At 44.4% G+C, this 18195-nt stretch carries 14 protein-coding genes and 2 pseudogenes; 11 read left to right on the top strand and 5 right to left on the bottom strand.

What is annotated here, in order from left to right:
- Positions 1-28 precede the first annotated feature (28 nt).
- The 7 genes and pseudogenes from AB4507_RS18840 to AB4507_RS18810 all read left to right on the top strand — a co-directional run bounded on the left by AB4507_RS18840 (position 29) and on the right by AB4507_RS18810 (position 5272).
- Positions 29-718: a DUF2786 domain-containing protein gene (locus AB4507_RS18840; protein ID WP_017059769.1), complete on the top strand. Its 690-nt coding sequence runs from the start codon at positions 29-31 to the stop codon at positions 716-718.
- 99 nt (positions 719-817) lie between these two features.
- Positions 818-1486, top strand: coding sequence for an OmpA family protein (locus tag AB4507_RS18835; RefSeq protein ID WP_372134003.1), 669 nt, complete (start codon positions 818-820; stop codon positions 1484-1486).
- A gap of 157 nt (positions 1487-1643) precedes the next feature.
- Positions 1644-2211, top strand: a pseudogene (locus AB4507_RS18830) (tetratricopeptide repeat protein); the annotation flags it as partial.
- 80 nt (positions 2212-2291) lie between these two features.
- Positions 2292-2729, top strand: a pseudogene (locus AB4507_RS18825) (hypothetical protein); the annotation flags it as partial.
- Between the two features lie 165 nt (positions 2730-2894).
- Positions 2895-3083 (top strand): hypothetical protein, encoded by a 189-nt coding sequence (locus tag AB4507_RS18820; RefSeq protein ID WP_017070242.1) that lies wholly within the window; start codon positions 2895-2897, stop codon positions 3081-3083.
- Positions 3084-3433: 350 nt separating this feature from the next.
- The gene (locus tag AB4507_RS18815; protein WP_017055178.1) at positions 3434-3841 is read left to right on the top strand and encodes a SulA-like leucine-rich domain-containing protein; all 408 of its coding nucleotides are present in this window, start codon (positions 3434-3436) and stop codon (positions 3839-3841) included.
- Between the two features lie 327 nt (positions 3842-4168).
- Positions 4169-5272: a phosphoribosylaminoimidazolesuccinocarboxamide synthase gene (locus AB4507_RS18810; RefSeq protein ID WP_017055177.1), complete on the top strand. Its 1104-nt coding sequence runs from the start codon at positions 4169-4171 to the stop codon at positions 5270-5272.
- 174 nt (positions 5273-5446) lie between these two features.
- Here AB4507_RS18810 and AB4507_RS18805 read toward each other — a convergent pair whose 3' ends face one another.
- Complete coding sequence (locus AB4507_RS18805) at positions 5447-5824, bottom strand: hypothetical protein (RefSeq protein ID WP_017059766.1); 378 nt, start codon at positions 5822-5824, stop codon at positions 5447-5449.
- Positions 5825-6027: 203 nt separating this feature from the next.
- Positions 6028-8406, bottom strand: coding sequence for a helicase-related protein (locus tag AB4507_RS18800; RefSeq protein ID WP_372183082.1), 2379 nt, complete (start codon positions 8404-8406; stop codon positions 6028-6030).
- 183 nt (positions 8407-8589) lie between these two features.
- On the opposite strand from AB4507_RS18800, the gene AB4507_RS18795 reads away from it, so the two are divergent.
- The 3 genes from AB4507_RS18795 to AB4507_RS18785 all read left to right on the top strand — a co-directional run bounded on the left by AB4507_RS18795 (position 8590) and on the right by AB4507_RS18785 (position 12818).
- Positions 8590-10278 (top strand): NAD-dependent malic enzyme, encoded by a 1689-nt coding sequence (locus AB4507_RS18795; protein ID WP_017059764.1) that lies wholly within the window; start codon positions 8590-8592, stop codon positions 10276-10278.
- A gap of 172 nt (positions 10279-10450) precedes the next feature.
- Positions 10451-11251 (top strand): vancomycin high temperature exclusion protein, encoded by an 801-nt coding sequence (locus AB4507_RS18790; RefSeq protein WP_372133997.1) that lies wholly within the window; start codon positions 10451-10453, stop codon positions 11249-11251.
- 196 nt (positions 11252-11447) lie between these two features.
- On the top strand, positions 11448-12818 hold the full coding sequence (locus AB4507_RS18785; protein WP_017059762.1) for a DASS family sodium-coupled anion symporter: 1371 nt from the start codon (positions 11448-11450) through the stop codon (positions 12816-12818).
- Positions 12819-13080: 262 nt separating this feature from the next.
- Here the strand turns inward: AB4507_RS18785 and AB4507_RS18780 are convergent, their stop codons facing one another.
- Entirely contained in the window at positions 13081-14376 is a 1296-nt protein-coding gene (locus AB4507_RS18780; protein WP_372183081.1) for a GGDEF domain-containing protein, read from the bottom strand.
- 304 nt (positions 14377-14680) lie between these two features.
- On the opposite strand from AB4507_RS18780, the gene AB4507_RS18775 reads away from it, so the two are divergent.
- On the top strand, positions 14681-15505 hold the full coding sequence (locus AB4507_RS18775) for a DUF2797 domain-containing protein (protein ID WP_017070245.1): 825 nt from the start codon (positions 14681-14683) through the stop codon (positions 15503-15505).
- A 132-nt stretch (positions 15506-15637) separates the two neighbouring features.
- Here the strand turns inward: AB4507_RS18775 and AB4507_RS18770 are convergent, their stop codons facing one another.
- Positions 15638-16888, bottom strand: coding sequence for a sensor domain-containing diguanylate cyclase (locus AB4507_RS18770; RefSeq protein ID WP_136982287.1), 1251 nt, complete (start codon positions 16886-16888; stop codon positions 15638-15640).
- 346 nt (positions 16889-17234) lie between these two features.
- A complete protein-coding gene (locus tag AB4507_RS18765) occupies positions 17235-18119 on the bottom strand; it encodes a LysR family transcriptional regulator (RefSeq protein WP_136982288.1) in 885 nt (294 codons plus the stop codon).
- Positions 18120-18195: the final 76 nt, after the last annotated feature.

Here is an 18195-nt window from a genome sequence, read left to right as displayed (position 1 = left end):
AAAATTTGCGGTACTGATTAAATTGTCGATGGATAAGAAAAAAGCCCTAAAGAAAATTGCCAAGTGTCTTGAGCTTGGAAATTCTGCGAACGTCAATGAAGCTGCCAATGCGATAAAAATGGCGCATAACTTGATGCTGAAATATGGTCTCGAAAAAGACGATATTGAATTTATCAAGATGGGGAAAACTCAGTCCAGTCACCTGTTACCTGCAAATATCAGTTCTACACTGCTGCGTGTTATTCGCGGTATCAACACCAAATTTGGCGTAGAAGCCGTATTGCTGAATCATAAAGGCCTCAAGCGTGTTGAGTTCATTGGTGAAGCCGACCGCGCGATCTTCGCAGCGTTCGCTTTCGATATCATTTATCGTGAACTGAATGAACACACCGGCCAATTCAGAAATAGCTTTGCTGGCTCTGGCACAGGGTCCTTAGAAGTGACACGCCGCGTGAACTCGTTTGTTTCAGGCTGGGTTGAAGGTGCGCTTGAAAAGCTACCAACCATTACTCCCGACGACGAATCAAACAACAAGATCAATAACTACATTGATAAAGAATTCAAAAATATCGACCGTGAAACGTTCAAGCAGCAACTGAGAGAAGCGATGAAAAACCTCACCGCCGATTATGAAGTTGGTTTGAAGAAAGGTCGTAAATTGTCTGTTAATCGACCAGTTGGCGGTACCCAGGCAGCTAAAAAGATAACTAAATCATAGAGCCACTTTACATTGCTTCGACGTATTGATAAAAACCATCAATAAGATTTACAGGACTATGTTTGTCACTCGGATTCATTCGTTTGACAGAAGTACATGATGGAGAAATACGTTAAAAAAATCACACTAGCCCTAGCGCTTACTATCGCTTTAACGGGTTGTCAGGCAACTCAACGCCAAAACGCGACAACTGGCGAATCTGAGACTAACTCTGCAACTCAAGGCGCTCTAATTGGTGCACTCGCTGGTGCCGTTGCTGGTGCTGCAACTGGTGACTCTAAAGACCGTGGTAAACGTGCACTTATTGGTGCTGCCGGTGGCGCCGCTGTTGGTGGTGGTATTGGTTACTACTTTGACCGACAAGAAGCTGCCCTTCGTGAAGAGCTAATGAATTCAGGCGTTCAAGTTGAACGTGTCGGTGAGAACCAACTTCTACTTCGCCTAGAAAACGGCATCGGTTTTGATTCTGGCTCTTACGCTTTGGAATCAAGCATTCACAATACCCTTCGCAGCGTTGCTCGCATCCTAGTTGAATACCCAGACACTAGCCTAGTGATTGAAGGTCACACTGACAGCGAATCGACGAACCAAATCCTTTCTGAGCGTCGAGCTGAATCTGTTCGTGCATTCTTGATCTCTCAAGACGTTGCTGCAGGTCGTGCTATTGCTCGTGGTAACGGTGAGCGCTACCCTCTATGTGACAATAACACCTCTCAAGGTCGTGCTTGTAACCGTCGCGTAGAAATTCAAATCTTGCCGCTTAAGTAGCACGATTAAAGCCCAGTCCATCTTTATCTATTGAATTAACCTCTATATAGTTGTTTATCAGTTATGTTACTCATTTAACGTGATAATAATAATCAACGACCATAAAGCGTATTCATACTGACATATCGATTCTGGGCTTTTTTACGAGACTTATCTTTTGCTGATCCTATCCAACATTCTGTCATCATCATTTCTTAGAACACTATTTCTAGCCCTCATCTTTTCCACGATTCAACTGTCCACCACACATTTCGTGCACGCAGCAAGCAGTGATGAATTTTCACTAGAATCACAACCTCAAGATCCAGTTTCTCAATACCAATTGGCTCAAGCTTATGAATCGGGTGTCGACGTTCCTGTTAGCACCAGTGATGCATTGTATTGGTACACGCAGTCAGCAGAAAACGGCAACCCAAACGCGCAATTTAGACTGGGTGAATGGTACTTGGCAGGTACAGGTGTTGAACAAAGTAACAAGCTTGCTTTGGAATGGTTTATTAAAGCGGCGTTGCAAGGTAACCAGCGCGCACCTATCGAGGTAGCAAAACTCTACGAATCCTCGCTAGAACAAGACCTCCTTCAACCATTAGATAAAGCGCAGCTATGGTATGAAGCAGCCTTAAAAGATAATCCACAAGCAGAAGAGGGCTACAACCGCATTTTGGAAGCACAATTCAACCAGCAACGTGCAAAACAGATCTCTTCAATAGAACAGCTCGATGACAGCATCGACTCTGAAATAGACACCAGTCAGGGGGTATCTAAGCACGTTCAATCTAACCAAGCATCACGCTCTAACCTCTCCAGTTCTAACCTAACTAGCTCTGACTATATGATTGGTGCTGCGTTGGCCGTGTTGATTTCAATCATCAGCATTATTGCGACGCTCGTTATCTCAAGAAAAAGACAAGCTCTAAAGTCGGGTGATTCGCGACAGCAACAACAATCACTTGAAGCGCAGCTTAGCTCGAAGGACCTTACGATTAAGCAGCAAAAACGCCAGCTGAACACTATGTTCCACGAATTGAAGAAGCAGAAAAACAGCAAAGGTCTGAGTAATTTGCAGGTGGCCTGCGCGCTATTTGGCTACACACCTAGCTCAATCCCCGACCAGAAAAGCATCAAGATCCGATACAAACAGCTATCAAAGATCTACCATCCAGATGGTCACGGATGTGACGAAGAAATGAAACGTTTGAACAATGCGCTAAAAACCATTTTACAAAATGTTACAAAACCGTAAACAAACACACATCTTCATTTTCCTAGATCTCAAAGATATCGATTTTATTGGTGTTGCAATCGATCCCCCTCTCAAAAACGGGTAACAAACTATTAACTAATGGGTCTTACTTGTGTCATAATTTGCGCCGAAAATACACCTGACTTAAACAGGTGAGGAGAGAATATGTTCACAATAGAAGGCGTTTGTGATTGGTGCAAAAAGCCAAGCCTAGTTAAAAAGCACGACTACCTAGATGGTAAGTGTCATCATGCATGTAACGAGTGCAATGATATTGCAACCATTGATGTTCGCCAGTTCAATATTGGTGAAATTGAAATGAGAGCAAAACTCTCCCAAGCGACATTGAGATAAGCAACACCGTGAAATATAAGAAAGCGCCTAAGGCGCTTTTTTTGTGCCTGTGGTTTTAGATCTTCTTTCTTCTTTCTTCTTTGTTCTTTGTTCTCTCTTCTATACAGGTATATACAGTACTTTTCTGCAAAAACCAGTGTATACACCTGTATAAAGCTCACATTTATTCAACTTATGATACAAAACAGCAGATTCATTCAAATTTAATTTATCGAATACTTTCAATGATTTAATCATTTACCATCCATAACCTCAGACGAAATCGTCCAATAATCCCGCAAAAAACGCTTGATCTTATAAGTAACTAAAACTACTGTATACACATACAGCATGTATATAAGGACAGCAAAATGATTCAAGCACACGTTAAAGCACAACACTCTAGCCCGCTAGTTCACTGCGCATTTACATCAGTTTCTCGTAAAAGCAAAAATTCAAACGAGGAAGCGTTGTTTGCAAGAATGGCGTTGCTGTCCAATCAACATCAGTGGTTACTGTTTACGGCTCAAACACCAAGACCATCGGCTAAGCAGCTTAAGCAACATAATGTTTGCTGCGACCGCGTTATTCATATGAAAGCCTCTCATCAAATGACTGAGGTAGAGACTGTCGAGAAAGCAATCCGCTCTAAGAATGCGAGCGCGATTGTTGCAAGTGCATCGATTGATCAGTTCAGCCAACAGTACCTAAGAACATTAGGGTTACGCTTTCAATGTGAAGTCTTCTTTATGGATGCAAATTCAGAGCGTATTCACTAAGCCACCTTGCTTAATAACATGTTGGCTTAATAACATTTTGGCTCAAAAACATGGTCCACAAACATAGCTTAATCTTTTAGCTAACAAACTTAATTTAACTTAAGAAACAATTCGCCAAAACACAGTCCAAACATACTGCCTTCCCCTGCCCTACAATTCGCCCATTTTTTAGCGGATTGTTAGGCGGGGGTTTTTATTTAAACAACAGATTTAGCAATCGTTTGCTTTTTCTCTGGAAGCAAATAGTAGATTGGGTATAATGCCCGTCTAATCATGTGCACACCGCACTTCTCTGTATGACGTTTGATAAAAGATAGGAATGTCTAAATGAGCCTTGCTGATCAAGTTCTTGCCGTAAATGATGACCTACCAATCCGTACTGACAAACCTGTCCACAGTGGCAAGGTTCGCTCAGTCTACTGGTTAACTGAAGAAGATAGCCAACGACTAATTAAAGAGAAAGGCTACGACGTAGCACCCGATGCGCCTCTAGCTATCATGGTGATCAGTGACCGTATCTCTGCATTTGATTGTATCTGGCGTGGTGAAGGGAATCTTAAAGGTGTTCCAGGTAAGGGAGCGGCTCTGAATGCTATCTCTAACCACTGGTTCAAATTGTTTAAAGACAACGGACTTGCTGACAGTCATATTCTTGATATCCCTCACCCGTTCGTATGGATTGTACAAAAAGCTCGCCCAGTCATGATCGAAGCGATTTGTCGTCAATACATCACTGGTTCAATGTGGCGTGCATACGCAAACGGCGAACGTGAATTCTGTGGTATCGAGATGCCTGAAGGCCTTGAGAAAGACAAGAAGTTGCCTGAGCTACTGATCACGCCTTCAACAAAAGGGATTCTGAAAGGTATTCCTGGCGTTCCAGAAGCTGACGATGTGAACATCACACGCAACAACATCGAAGATAACTTCGCAGCATTCAACTTTACTCAAGCAAGCGACATCGCGCATTACGAAAAACTTCTTAAAGAAGGCTTCAACGTAATCAGCCAAGCGCTAGCAAAAGTAGACCAAACCTTTGTTGATACCAAATTTGAGTTTGGCTACGTCAACGATGCTCAAGGCAAAGAAAAGCTTATCTACATGGACGAAGTCGGTACTCCAGATTCATCTCGCATTTGGGATACTCAGGAATATAACAACGGCAACATCGTTGAGAATTCAAAAGAAGGCTTCCGTCAGTTCTTGCTTAACTACTTCCCTGATGCCGACATTCTTTTGAATAAAGAGCGTATGCCAGAACGTGAAGCATTGGCTCGTGACAATGAACTTCCACTGGATTCTCTAATGTCTCTGTCTCGCACTTACCTTGATATCGCAGCGAAAATCACAGGTGCGGAGATCGTACTGAGCGAAAATCCTAAGCAAGAGATCATCGATGTACTGCGCGCTGACTATGGTCTAATCGACTAGTCGCTTAATTGCTAATTGCTTAATCGCTTAATCGCTTAATCTCAAAATAAAAAGCTCGAAAGCTAATAAGCTCGTAGACTCAAGTTTTAGATACTAAAAGGGCCTCAATATTTGAGGCCCTTTTTACGTGTACGTTTTTACTATTCCTCGAGAGAGATTATAGGCGAGCTGAAGTTACAGCTTAATCGTGAACTCTTCTCCAGAGTTACCCGCAATCACTAAATGACTGCGCGATTCAATATACTCGATCTGCTCTTCTTCAAGTGAATATGGCATCACCACTTTGAGCTCATTGATCCCTTCCAGCTTAGCGAGCTTGAGTAAGGTAACAATGTTCGACTCATCACTTTTACGCGTCGACATTGATTTCAATGCCATCTGCCATAAACGATCCTCAGGGGTGCCCAACTCTTTAATGCTATCTCGCCAGACGGTACTGAACACTGGCGCAATTGTGGTGAGTGCTTCCAGAAAAGTCCATTTTTTACTGCATGAGGCGCCAAGAAATGTTGTGTAATCGAACTCTACACGCGTCTCTTCCTGTTTATCCATGATGTCCCCCGACACTTTGGCAACACAATATACTCAATATCTATCAACTCTTTCTTTATAGCAATAGGATATAGAAGAATAGTCTTTTATGACCTTTTGATTGGTTAAAAAGGAATATAAAAATCAAACTTGTAACAAAATAAGCACTGAAAAATCATATATGCATCTATTTGATTAATATTTTAGAGATAAAACTTATCCATCTATTTAATATCAATTATTCGACTCGCTTTTTTGAACTGAATACGCCAACCAGACCATGTCGGTAGCTCCCAACGTTTTGGCGATAACTTTCGGCTACCCGACTGATAATGGACGTAAATCAGCTTTCTTGCGGGCAAGTATTCAACATCGAGTTGCAAGTCGGCAAGGCTCAATGCAAACGGGTATTTTTCCGAAAATTCTGAGTAGAGCCAAGTTGGAATGCCATCGAACGGTATGTCTGCATGATCGAACATTTCCAATTCGCTGACATCAGTAACACCTAGTACTTCAAGCTGCTCTATAAACCATAGCTCAAAGTTAATGTTCTCAATTTCTGGTGTGTATTTAGTTTGTTCATCGAGACCAAGTTTCACATACAACTGCCAGTGTTTGATTTCTTGAGTGCGAGCCTTTGCAAAACCGGGAAGCTGCTCTCCATTTAACACAAGGTCGACGATAGGTTTTAACGATAGTTGCCCTTCAGCGGCGACGAGTTTGGTTGTAATCGTGCGGCCTGCGTACACCAATGCCATCTCGGTAAAAACACCATCATCATTCACAACGGTTTCGCCTTGCTCCCACTCTCCTAGTTCAGCATCAATGAGAAGCTCAAGAGGAATGGGTGTCGTGACCGTCGCTAAGGTCAGTGTTTGCTTAACGCCTCTTCCCGGCAAGCTGTGAGTATCCAACACCAACATCGCTTGTGCATTATCAGGGAAACGGTTCTGACGACCGAGCACCACTTCTAAAACACCATTGGCAAAGGCTTCTTTCCTTTTCAGTCGGCGCACAAACACCAGTTCAGGATGCAGATTCACAATGGTCTTTAGCAATTCAATGCGTTGGAAACGTGACGCGACTTCTAGCTGAGGAAGTTCAAATACCTCCCGCATTTGCTTCGCCAATCCTTGAGCTTCATTCAGAGCCTGTTGGTCGATGTCTAAATGCGGATATTCTCGACCGCGCACAATCTGAATCAACAGGCTTAAATCACACCCTTCCTTCTCTTGTTGCGCGAGCGCTTCAAGATGTTCTGCATTGTTTGGTAACTGATACAAGCGAGCAGGAACGGACAGCGCCGCAGTGAGATCAACCATCGCCTCTTTTAATGCTTTGGTTTTGATTCGAGTAACGATATCGGCATACAAAGCATCAATCGGCAACGGATACAGCTTTTTACCATGCTCGGTAATTTGATGGTCGGCGTTAATCGCTTCCATCGTCAGCAAGGTTTGAGTTGCACTGTTGAGTGATTTCTCTGGAATAGGGTCAAGGAAGGACAAGCTCTCAAGCGGAGATCCACAACATGCTGCGGCCAACATAGGTTCAGTCAGCTCTTCACGCTGCAATTCAGGCGGTGTGACTAACTCTAACGCCGCATGTTCACCATATAGACGCACGCAAACGCCATCCATTACCCTACCCGCGCGGCCAGCTCGCTGTTTGGCACTCGCTCGTGATATGGATTTAAGCATCAGTGTGGTTCTGCCATTACGCTGAACGGTGCGTCTCTCTAATCCTGAATCTATCACCACGCCAATGTCAGGAATGGTTAATGAGGTTTCTGCAACGTTGGTCGCAAGGATGACCTTTTTCAGGCCATTACCTTCAGTATTGATATTACGACCCGATAAGGCTGAATCTCGCTCTTTATCACTGACCGACGCATGCAATTTAACGACTTGGATATCTGGATTTTTCGCCAAGGCTTGTTCGCATTGCACGATCTCTTTTTTACCCGGTAGAAAAACCAACATATCGCCAGAAGAAGCGATCAGCTGATGATTCACTTCTTCCGCGATACGCTGCCCTAGATGTCGGATATCAGGCAGTGTTCTGGATTCATTCGCTCTGTGTTCAATCTCAACTAGATAAGTTCGCCCTTCACAGCTTATGCGATTCGCATCCAAATACTGAGCAAGGCGCTCACCCTCAATGGTTGCTGAAGTGATCACCAAGCGATGGCTCTCTTTTTGTTTCAGAATCGCCACCAGCAGATCAATGTCCCAGCGCCTCTCGTGAAACTCATCCACCACAATCACATCAAAACTGGCTAATCCGTCTTCTGATAACCAACGCAGCGCGATACCGGGAGTCACAAAAACAACGTTAGTTTGCTCGTTATACTCTGACTCAAGCTTAATCGCATAGCCAACCTTGCTACCAAGCTTCTCACCCGATTGCTGTGCGAGGTATTTAGCCAATGACGTACACGCGATACGTCTTGGTTCCACCACCAGCACTCGTCCATGCTGAGAAGCCCAAAGTGGCAGGCGCGTTGATTTACCTGATCCGGTTTCCGCCTCTACGACAAGGTGAGAATTAGCGATTTGTTCGTGGAATACGTTTTGATAAGCATCGATGGGAAGTAATGACATAAAATGGCGAGTAGCGAAAAAGTGTGAGCAAAGTATAACGAATTATCGTGTTGAAATTCGATAAGTGTGGGACAGAGGTAAGAATATCATTTTGTTTGCTCAGATCGCGGAGAAACTATTTACAATTGAATAACTAAACCGTTATCATTTTTTAGTTACCCTTTCTCCCATATTAGGCATCCAATGAACAACGATAAACGCCCTCTATATATCCCTTATGCTGGTCCTGCTCTACTAAGTACACCTCTTCTAAACAAAGGCAGCGCATTCTCTGCTGAAGAGCGCAGTTCTTTCAACCTTGAAGGTTTGTTACCGGAAACAACCGAAACAATCCAAGAGCAAGTAGGACGTGCATACAAACAATATTGTAACTTCGAAAGTGATATGGATAAGCATATCTACCTTCGTAACATCCAAGACACTAATGAAACGCTTTTTTATCGTTTAGTTCAAAACCACATCTCTGAAATGATGCCTATCATTTATACGCCAACAGTTGGCGCAGCATGTGAGAACTTCTCAAATATTTACCGTCGTGGCCGTGGTCTGTTTATCTCATACCCGAACCGCGATCGTATCGATGACCTACTGAATAATGCGACAAACCACAACGTTAAAGTTATCGTGGTTACGGATGGTGAGCGTATTCTTGGTTTGGGAGACCAAGGCATCGGTGGTATGGGTATTCCAATTGGTAAGCTAGCACTTTATACAGCTTGTGGCGGTATCAGCCCAGCTTACATGCTACCAATCGTGCTCGATGTGGGTACTAACAACCCTCAACGTCTTGCTGACCCAATGTACATGGGCTGGCGTCATCCTCGTATTACGGGTGCTGACTACGATGCATTCGTTGAAGAGTTCATCCAAGCGGTTCAACGCCGTTGGCCTGATGCATTAGTTCAGTTCGAAGATTTCGCACAAAAGAACGCAATGCCACTGCTTGAGCGCTACAAAGATCGCATCTGTTGTTTCAACGATGATATCCAAGGCACAGCAGCCGTAACGGTTGGTTCTCTACTTGCAGCATGTAAAGCAGCAAACAGCAAACTTTCAGATCAACGCATCACTTTCTTAGGTGCGGGTTCTGCAGGTTGTGGTATTGCTGAAGCTATCATTGCCCAAATGGTGTCTGAAGGTATCAGCGATGCACAAGCTCGCTCTCAAGTTTACATGGTTGACCGTTGGGGTCTGCTACAAGAAGGCATGCAAAACCTGCTTGATTTCCAACAGCGTCTGGTTCAAACCAACGAAAACACCAAAGACTGGGAAAGCGATGGCACTGGTTTCTCTCTACTAGACGTAGTTCGCCACGCGAAACCAACCGTATTGGTTGGTGTGTCTGGTGCTCCAGGTCTATTCAGCAAAGAAGTCATCAAAGAGATGAACCTACACAGTGAACGCCCTATCGTGTTCCCACTGTCGAACCCAACAAGCCGTGTTGAAGCGACGCCAAACGACATTATTCGTTGGACTGATGGCCAAGCACTTGTTGCGACAGGTAGCCCATTTGAGCCAGTCGTTCACAACGGCACAACTTACCCAATCGCTCAGTGTAACAACAGCTACATCTTCCCAGGTATTGGCCTTGGTGTATTGGCTGTGAATGCTTCACGCATCACTGACGAAATGCTAATGGAATCAAGCCGTGCACTTGCTACGTGTTCTCCACTAGCAATCAATGGCACAGGTGCTCTACTTCCACCATTGGAAGAGATCCACACGGTATCTAAGAAAATTGCTCTTGCGGTAGGTAAAAAGGCGATTGAACAGGGCGTTGCTCTAGAGATCACTGAAGAAGCACTGCAACAAGCGATTGACCAGCACTTCTGGCAGCCAGTTTACCGTCGCTACAAGCGCACGGCATTCTAATAAAGCGTACTGCGCTTGGAATAAAGAGCGTTAACGACTCTTATATGAGCCTCTGCATTTGCAGGGGCTTTTTTCTTTAAACTGTCTTGTCTTTTTAACTGATTTTTCTCATTTTTATTTGGTATTATCGAGCACTCAAAAATTAATGCTCAGTGAAAGGACCATACCGAGAGTGAAATTTGATTCTCACATTATCCGTAGCTACATAAAAAAAGCTTACAAAAAACTGCAAGGTTTTCTGTTTGGCGCTTTCCTCGTGTTCTTAGTAGGCAGCGCTGCGGTTATTGCGATCGATTATTGGGTTTCATGGCAAGCGGAAGATCGCATCATCTACGATATAGATGAAGTGCCCGAGCTTGAGGTCGCCGTTGTGCTTGGCACGAGCAAATATTTGGGTCGAACACTCAACGACTATTATAAGCACCGAATCGAAGCCGCGATTGAGCTGTTCGATCGTGAAAAAGTGGACCAATTTCTACTGAGCGGCGATAACGCTCATCGCTCTTACAATGAGCCGTGGACGATGAAACGCGACTTACTGAAAGCGGGTGTACCCGATGAACGCATTAACCTCGATTACGCAGGCTTTAGAACCTTAGACTCGATTGTTCGCGCTAAAAAGATCTTCGACACCGACAACTTCCTGATCATTACTCAGAAATTCCACTGTGAAAGAGCACTATTTATCGCTAATTCTTACGATATTCATGCACAATGTTTAGCGGTTTCAGGCCCTACTAATCATTCAGGCACCTCTATCCGTTTGCGTGAAGTTTTTGCGCGTACCAAAGCCTTCTTAGATTTGTATATTATGGGGACAACGCCAAAGTTCCTTGGACCTAAAGAGCCCATTCAATCGAGTCCAAAACCGGAATCATTTCCGATTCCAAACCCTATGACTGACCCCTCTGTAAACCCTGTTGTAGATCCTACAACAAACCCTATTGCAGACCCAGCAGAGACAGATGTGTAGAAAACTACACATTTTGAATTTGTTGCCTCACATTTCCCCACTGTTACACAAAAACACACCAACACGCCTTTATTAACTTAAGTAACATTCTCCCAACAAAGTCTGACCCTACATCAAGCTATATACCTCGAAAATAATAAGCACGACTCAATGAAGTCGTGCACCAATAAAACGAGGATAACAAAAGGAGCGTCTTATGACGGCACTTGTTACTACACTGAAACACTGGTTGTTCACCCGCAACAGCATGATATTAATTGGTAATTTCACGCTATTCGCACTCTTGCTCAACACCCTTCCTTTCGAATCACAAGTCAATACTGGTTTGAGTATTCTCGTGTTCGTTGCGGTTCTATGGTTAACCGAAGCTATTCATGTCAGCATCACCGCTCTGCTCGTTCCACTCTTGGCTGTCTTGTTTGGTGTGTTCAATACGCCCGCTGCATTAGCGAACTTCTCGAACCCAATCATCTTCCTATTCATGGGTGGTTTTGCCCTTGCTGCTGCGCTCAACAAGCAAGAGCTCGATAAGGCGATTGCCGACAAAGTTCTGCTGATTGCAAAAGGCAGAATGTCGGTGGCGGTGTTCATGCTATTCGGTGTGAGTGCAGGCTTGTCGATGTGGATTTCGAACACAGCAACGACTGCAATGATGCTTCCCCTTGTTCTTGGCATCATGAACAAAGTTGACCAAAGTGAAGACCGCAACACGTACGTGTTCGTACTGCTGGGTATCGCTTACTGTGCATCGATTGGTGGTATCGCAACCTTAGTGGGTAGCCCACCGAACGCAATCGCCGCTGCAGAAGTTGGCTTGAGCTTTACTGAGTGGATGGCACTTGGCCTACCTATCTCAATGATCTTACTGCCAATCGCGATGATTATTCTTTACGTGATGACTAAGCCAAAGCTTGACCACAAATTCGAGCTAGACCACGCTCCCGTTGAGTGGACAAACAGCAAGAAAATCACACTGTCTATCTTCCTTCTAACCGTAACGCTTTGGATATTCGGTAAACCAATCAACGCAATGATTGGCGGATTCTCTAAATTTGATAGCTTAGTAGCGATTGGCGCAATTGTACTGCTTGGCGCTTCTAGAGCGGTGGAATGGAAAGACGTTGAGAAGACAACGGACTGGGGTGTTCTTATCCTATTCGGTGGTGGTATCTGCTTAAGTAACATTCTAAAAGCGACAGGAACCAGCGTATTCTTAGCACACTCACTAAGCGGATTTTTAGAAACAGCTGGCGTACTGCTTACGATTCTAGCCGTGGTAGCGTTCGTGGTATTCCTAACGGAATTTGCGAGTAACACAGCGAGTGCAGCACTTCTGGTGCCAGTATTCGCAACCATCGCTGAAGCACTTGGTATGTCGCCAGTTATTTTGTCTGCACTGATCGCTGTTGCTGCGTCTTGTGCCTTCATGCTTCCTGTTGCAACACCACCAAACGCAATCGTGTTTGGCTCGGGTCACATCAAGCAGAAAGAGATGATGCGAATCGGTATGGTGTTGAACCTAGTTTGTATCCTAGTTCTGACTCTGTTCGCTTGGATCTTCTGGTAAGCACTAACGTCCTATAAGCGCATGCTTACAGGAATGCACCCCTAAACTGGTTGAACTTCCCCCAGTTCAACCAGTACAAAAATGCCCGCTCAGTTTGAAACTATCAGTCAACAGAACGGGCGCATAAAAACAAGAAACGCTTTTCCCTTTTGGTGGCCCCGCGCCACCTTTTTTGTTTTTGGCTTTTGGGAGAAGAACCATAAAAACGCCACACGTCACATATGCACGTGTGGCTTATAAACTCATCAAAACAATTTTCAGATTAGTGACTCAAGATCACCTGGTTTCGACCTGAATGCTTTGCTTGATATAAAGCTTCATCAGCGCGAGCAATGGTCTCTGTCACTCGCTCTTGCTTCATCTCGGCAACACCGATACTGCATGTCAGCGGATCGCCATGAACCCAAAGGTGCTGGCTAACCAATAATCGAATGCGTTCAGCTTTTATCTGCGCCTCTCCGGCTTCGGTCTCAGGGCAAAAAACAATGAACTCTTCACCACCCCATCTCACCAACTTGTCGGTAGCGCTGATCGAACTGCCCACCACCATGCTGAACTCGCGTAAAATATGGTCACCCATTTGATGTCCGTACTTGTCATTTACACTCTTGAAGTAGTCGATATCGAGATACAACATACCCAGCTTGCCATGTCCTTGCTTCACATGTTGTGACTGCATTTTCAACCAATCACGAATCGCGTGGCGGTTTAGTATTCCGGTTAACTCATCACGATGGGCCATCTCTGAAAATTCAAAATTCTGTTCTCTCAGTGCGCGATTGACGTTCTTTAAGTGGTGATGTCTTTTCTCTGCGATCACCATGCGTTTTCTTGAACGGTTTAACTCTGACAGCAAGAATACGGTGCCCGTCCCCACCCACACAAACAGTAGGATCATGAACAAGCTTTCTGCGGTGATATACGAACCTTCGAATTCAATACTGCGGATGACGATTCTGTGGTGACCGAGTTTCGCTCCAGACGCAGTAGCAAACTCAACCATATTCACATTCGAAAATTCAGGGGCCGAATGCTCTAACGCAATGTCGTTGTCAGCCAGCCACCATGTCATCACTTGCAGATTTTTGATCGGGATTTCAATCACACCACCATCGACTCCTGGAGAAAACTCCATCCCGTTGTACTTATGTGTGTACTCGTCATCGGGAACAGAATAAGCAGGATTGTAGTTGCGTAGGTAAGTTCTCAAACGGCCACGAGAGTCCGCTTCCGCATGGTAATCAATATTCACTCTAAAGGTGTGATACTGGGAGAGATCAAGGCCTTCGGTAATGTCTGGATTGATACGAATCGATAGGCCGCAATAAGGCCACGGATACTCAGACTTTTTAAGCTCACAGTCGAGAATATACTGACCATTTTGATAAGATAATTGGGACGTACTGACGCCTCTATCCACTTGATCGCTGGTCGCGATAAACTCATATTTATCCGGCGTAATTGCCGTTATCACACGATTTCCGCTCACACGGTAATACTGGACAATCGCCAGTGTCGTGATAACTAAAAAGATGACTATTTTATGGATCCACTTCACGTCTAAGCTTCCGGCTTAAGGTCCCTATAGTTGGGATTTCACGATAAAAAATAAGTTAGGTAAATTAGTGATCTTAATGCCAATAATTTACTAAAAAACGTTATATCACGCCTGAACAAAATGTCATACCATAATTTTGAGCGAGCGTTTACTCATCAATTATCCATCGCAATAATCAAGTAATATTGCGTATTAAAACGGACTCTATTTGTTATACTCATCGCATAATCATCGTTAACCGTAGCGCCTGCTTACAGAGCGTCCGAGTCGACGAAATAATAATCAAAATACAACGAGTAATGTCATGTCTTTATTAGCAAAAGGAACACTCAAGAAAATGAGTGCTTCGCTCGATGGTGCGGTTACCTACCGTTTACCTGTCGGTGAAGAGTTTGTAGAGCTAAACCCTCTGATTGGTAAAACCATCAACCTCACTCACACCGGTAATATTTTTTGCTGCTCGTGTGGCAAGAAAACCAAGAAAAGCTACTCTCAAGGCCACTGCTTTGTGTGCATGAGAAAGCTAGCAAGCTGCGACATGTGCATCATGAAGCCAGAAACTTGCCACTACGATGAAGGTACTTGTCGTGAGCCTGAATGGGGCGAAGCGAACTGCATGGTTGATCACTTCGTTTACCTATCGAACACATCAAGCCTTAAAGTGGGTATCACTCGTCACACTCAAATCCCTACCCGTTGGATTGACCAAGGCGCGACTCAAGGTTTGCCTATCTTGAAGGTAAAAACACGTCAGATTTCTGGCCTGATCGAAGTTGAGTTAGCAAAGCACATTGCTGACAAAACCAACTGGCGCACGCTGCTTAAAGGCGACGGCGACGATATGGAATTGGTAGAAAAAGCCAAAGAACTGTTGCCGTTGGTTGAGGATAAAATCCAAGAGATCAGAGCGAAGTTTGGTGATGATGCTATCGAGATTCTGAGCGAAAACATCACTTCATTGAGCTACCCAGTTGAACAGCACCCAGTGAAGATTGTGTCGCACAACTTTGACAAGAACCCTGAAGTATCTGGTGTGCTGCAAGGTATTAAAGGCCAATACCTAATCTTAGATACGGGCGTGATTAACATCCGTAAATTTGGCTCTTACGAAGTGGAAGTGTCTGCATAACTTGTAGAACTTAAACGTTTCTTATAGTTAGAAGCGCTTAGTGAATAGCCAAAAAATAAAATGCCCTCAAGTGATGACTTGAAGGCATTTTTCGTTGTCGATCCTATTCGCTTTCGATGACGATTTTAGGCGTTAGAGCGCAACCACATCTCCGTCTACACAATTCTTGCCGTTGGCTTTCGCGCGATAGAGAGATTGATCGGTTAAATTCACGAGTGCATCAATCGTGACACCGTCTTCACAGGCTTGGCTATCACTGATTCCGATACTGACACTCGAATTAAATCGTAACTGTTCATCAATCTTAAATTCGGTTTGATTAAACTGCTCTCGGATCTGATCAGACACTTGACGCGAAATCTGAGGCGACGCATTAGGGATAAATACAATGAACTCTTCACCGCCCCATCGACCTGCGACACCGCCCACAGCCTCAACATTACGCTTAGTAATATCAGCCAAAGCACAAATGACCTCGTCACCCACCATGTGCCCGTAGGTATCATTGATCGATTTGAAGTCATCGATATCAAGCAGCATACACACTAAGTGAGTCTCAGAGACAAGGTGCTCTCTCAGCCACTCATAAATCGCCCTACGGTTAAGCAAATCCGTCATTTCATCGTAATTCGCTTGGTGTACCAACTGCTTTTCCAGCATCACCTTTTGAGTCACATCTTCGAGCACAACCTGAACGGCTGGCTGACCTTTCCAAGTAATCGCATTGTCGTAAATATTGAAGAACCGATGAACGCCGTCAAAGCCAATGTTTTCAACCACGGTACTAGTACCTGACAACTCCCCTGATACGATCGCGTGATAGTGCTTGCTGATGCCATCGGCATTCTGTTTTGGTACCAGTTCAAGGATAGAGTCCAGCTCTAATACTTGCTCGATGGTAGCCGCGCCTTGCATGTTGACCCAAGATTGATTAACCATCAGCGGCTTGAAATCTCGGTGAACCAAGATGCCCTGCCCAGATTGCATGATCATGTCGTGATACATCTTATCTTGCTCACGCACCGCATTTTGCAGCTGAATCGCAGGGGAAAGATCGATCACTGTGACTTGCAGTGCAGGTCTTCCCTGCCACTCCGTCACATGGTCGATAGAAAACACGGTGAACTCTCTGCCATTGCGATCAACATTGGTATAGGTGTGAACCTGAGGGTCGCGTTGACCACTGACCGTTTCAAGGTAATTTTGATAGGCGAGAACATGATAATCTTCTGAGATTAGATCTAGAAAGCTATCGATATTAGAAAGTAGTTCTTCGGGCGATTGGTATCCATAGATGCGAGCATAGTTAGCGTCAACACTCACTACATTCATATCTTGAATAGTTATTACACCGTACGTGGATTCGAAATTTATTGAAGACATTGCCAACTCCGCACTCTAGCTACACTTCATAAACTGGAGCATAACAACACATCCTGCCAACGCTTCCACACAATCTATCACGCGCTAGGGACATTAATATTCCATCTAGTATATCGTACTGTTGCGGCCTTCTCTACAACTCAATTGCTAACACGAGTTAGTAAAAGTAGACAAGCATCTCAATCCCATTATTCGCGTCAAAAAACAGAAATAGATAACCTATACCAATGTAACCATTATCTTTTTCTACTTTTGGCCTTGAACTGATGAAAGAATCCGCTCCCAACCACTTCAAATCCTGTTCGCTATTCTTTTAAACCTGCGCACTATTCTTTAAACCTACGAACTATTCATTCCAATCAGAGAAATATGAGACTAAGAAGTCGATAGCTAACCGTGCTCTCTGTGGAAGAAAACGACGGTTCTGATAAACAATCCAACTGCTTGTGCCCGCTCCCCAATACTCTTCTAACACAGGGACGAGTTTTCCATTGCTAAGACTGCCATTGAAACTGCTTTTAGGAAGATAAACGATGCCAAGCCCCTCTTCGCAAGCTTTCAGTACAGCGCTTGAATTGTTGCTTTTCCAACGGCCATGAACTCTGACTGCGGTTAGCGGATTTCCATCGTTCTCGAACAACCACTGGTCACTGTTGGCGATAATACAGCTGTGCAGCTTGAGTTGTTCTGGATTCGCTGGAGCACCAAACTCAGCAATGTAATCTTTGCTTGCTGCCGCTGCCATCGGGCGATCAACCAGCTTTCTTGCCACCAGCCCTGAATCGTCTAATCGACCATAACGAATGGCGAAGTCGATACCATCTTCGATGAAGTTCACCATCTTGGTGTTGAAGTTCATTTCGATAGTCAGATCGGGATGATCTTTAGCAAATTCCATCAGCGCCGCGGCAACATGGTTCTCTGCAAATGCGCCCGCCGCACTAACACGTAAAGTACCACTCAACTGAGTTTGTTGAGACGTGACTTGTTCATTGGCCTGTTGCAGCCCAATCACCAAGTCTTTGCACTGTTGGTAATAAGTGTGGCCAGATTCAGTCAGGCTAACCATCCGTGTTGAACGCGCAAGCAGAGCCACTCCCACTCTCTCTTCCAACCTTGAAACCTGCCGACTCACATGGCTGGTACTGCAACCTAACTGTTTGGCGGCCGCTGAAAAGCCGTGGCACTCAGCAACTGCAACAAATTCGTTAATCCCTTCAAAGCTATCCATACTTAATCTACTCGTATTTTATCTTTGCTATATAGCAACAATGTTTTGCCTGTTTAGCATATTATCACCTAATTGG

It is taken from the genome of Vibrio sp. 10N.222.54.A3 (genome assembly GCF_041474095.1).
Lineage (GTDB): Bacteria > Pseudomonadota > Gammaproteobacteria > Enterobacterales > Vibrionaceae > Vibrio > Vibrio crassostreae_C.
This window is presented reverse-complemented; position numbering and strand designations above follow the sequence as displayed.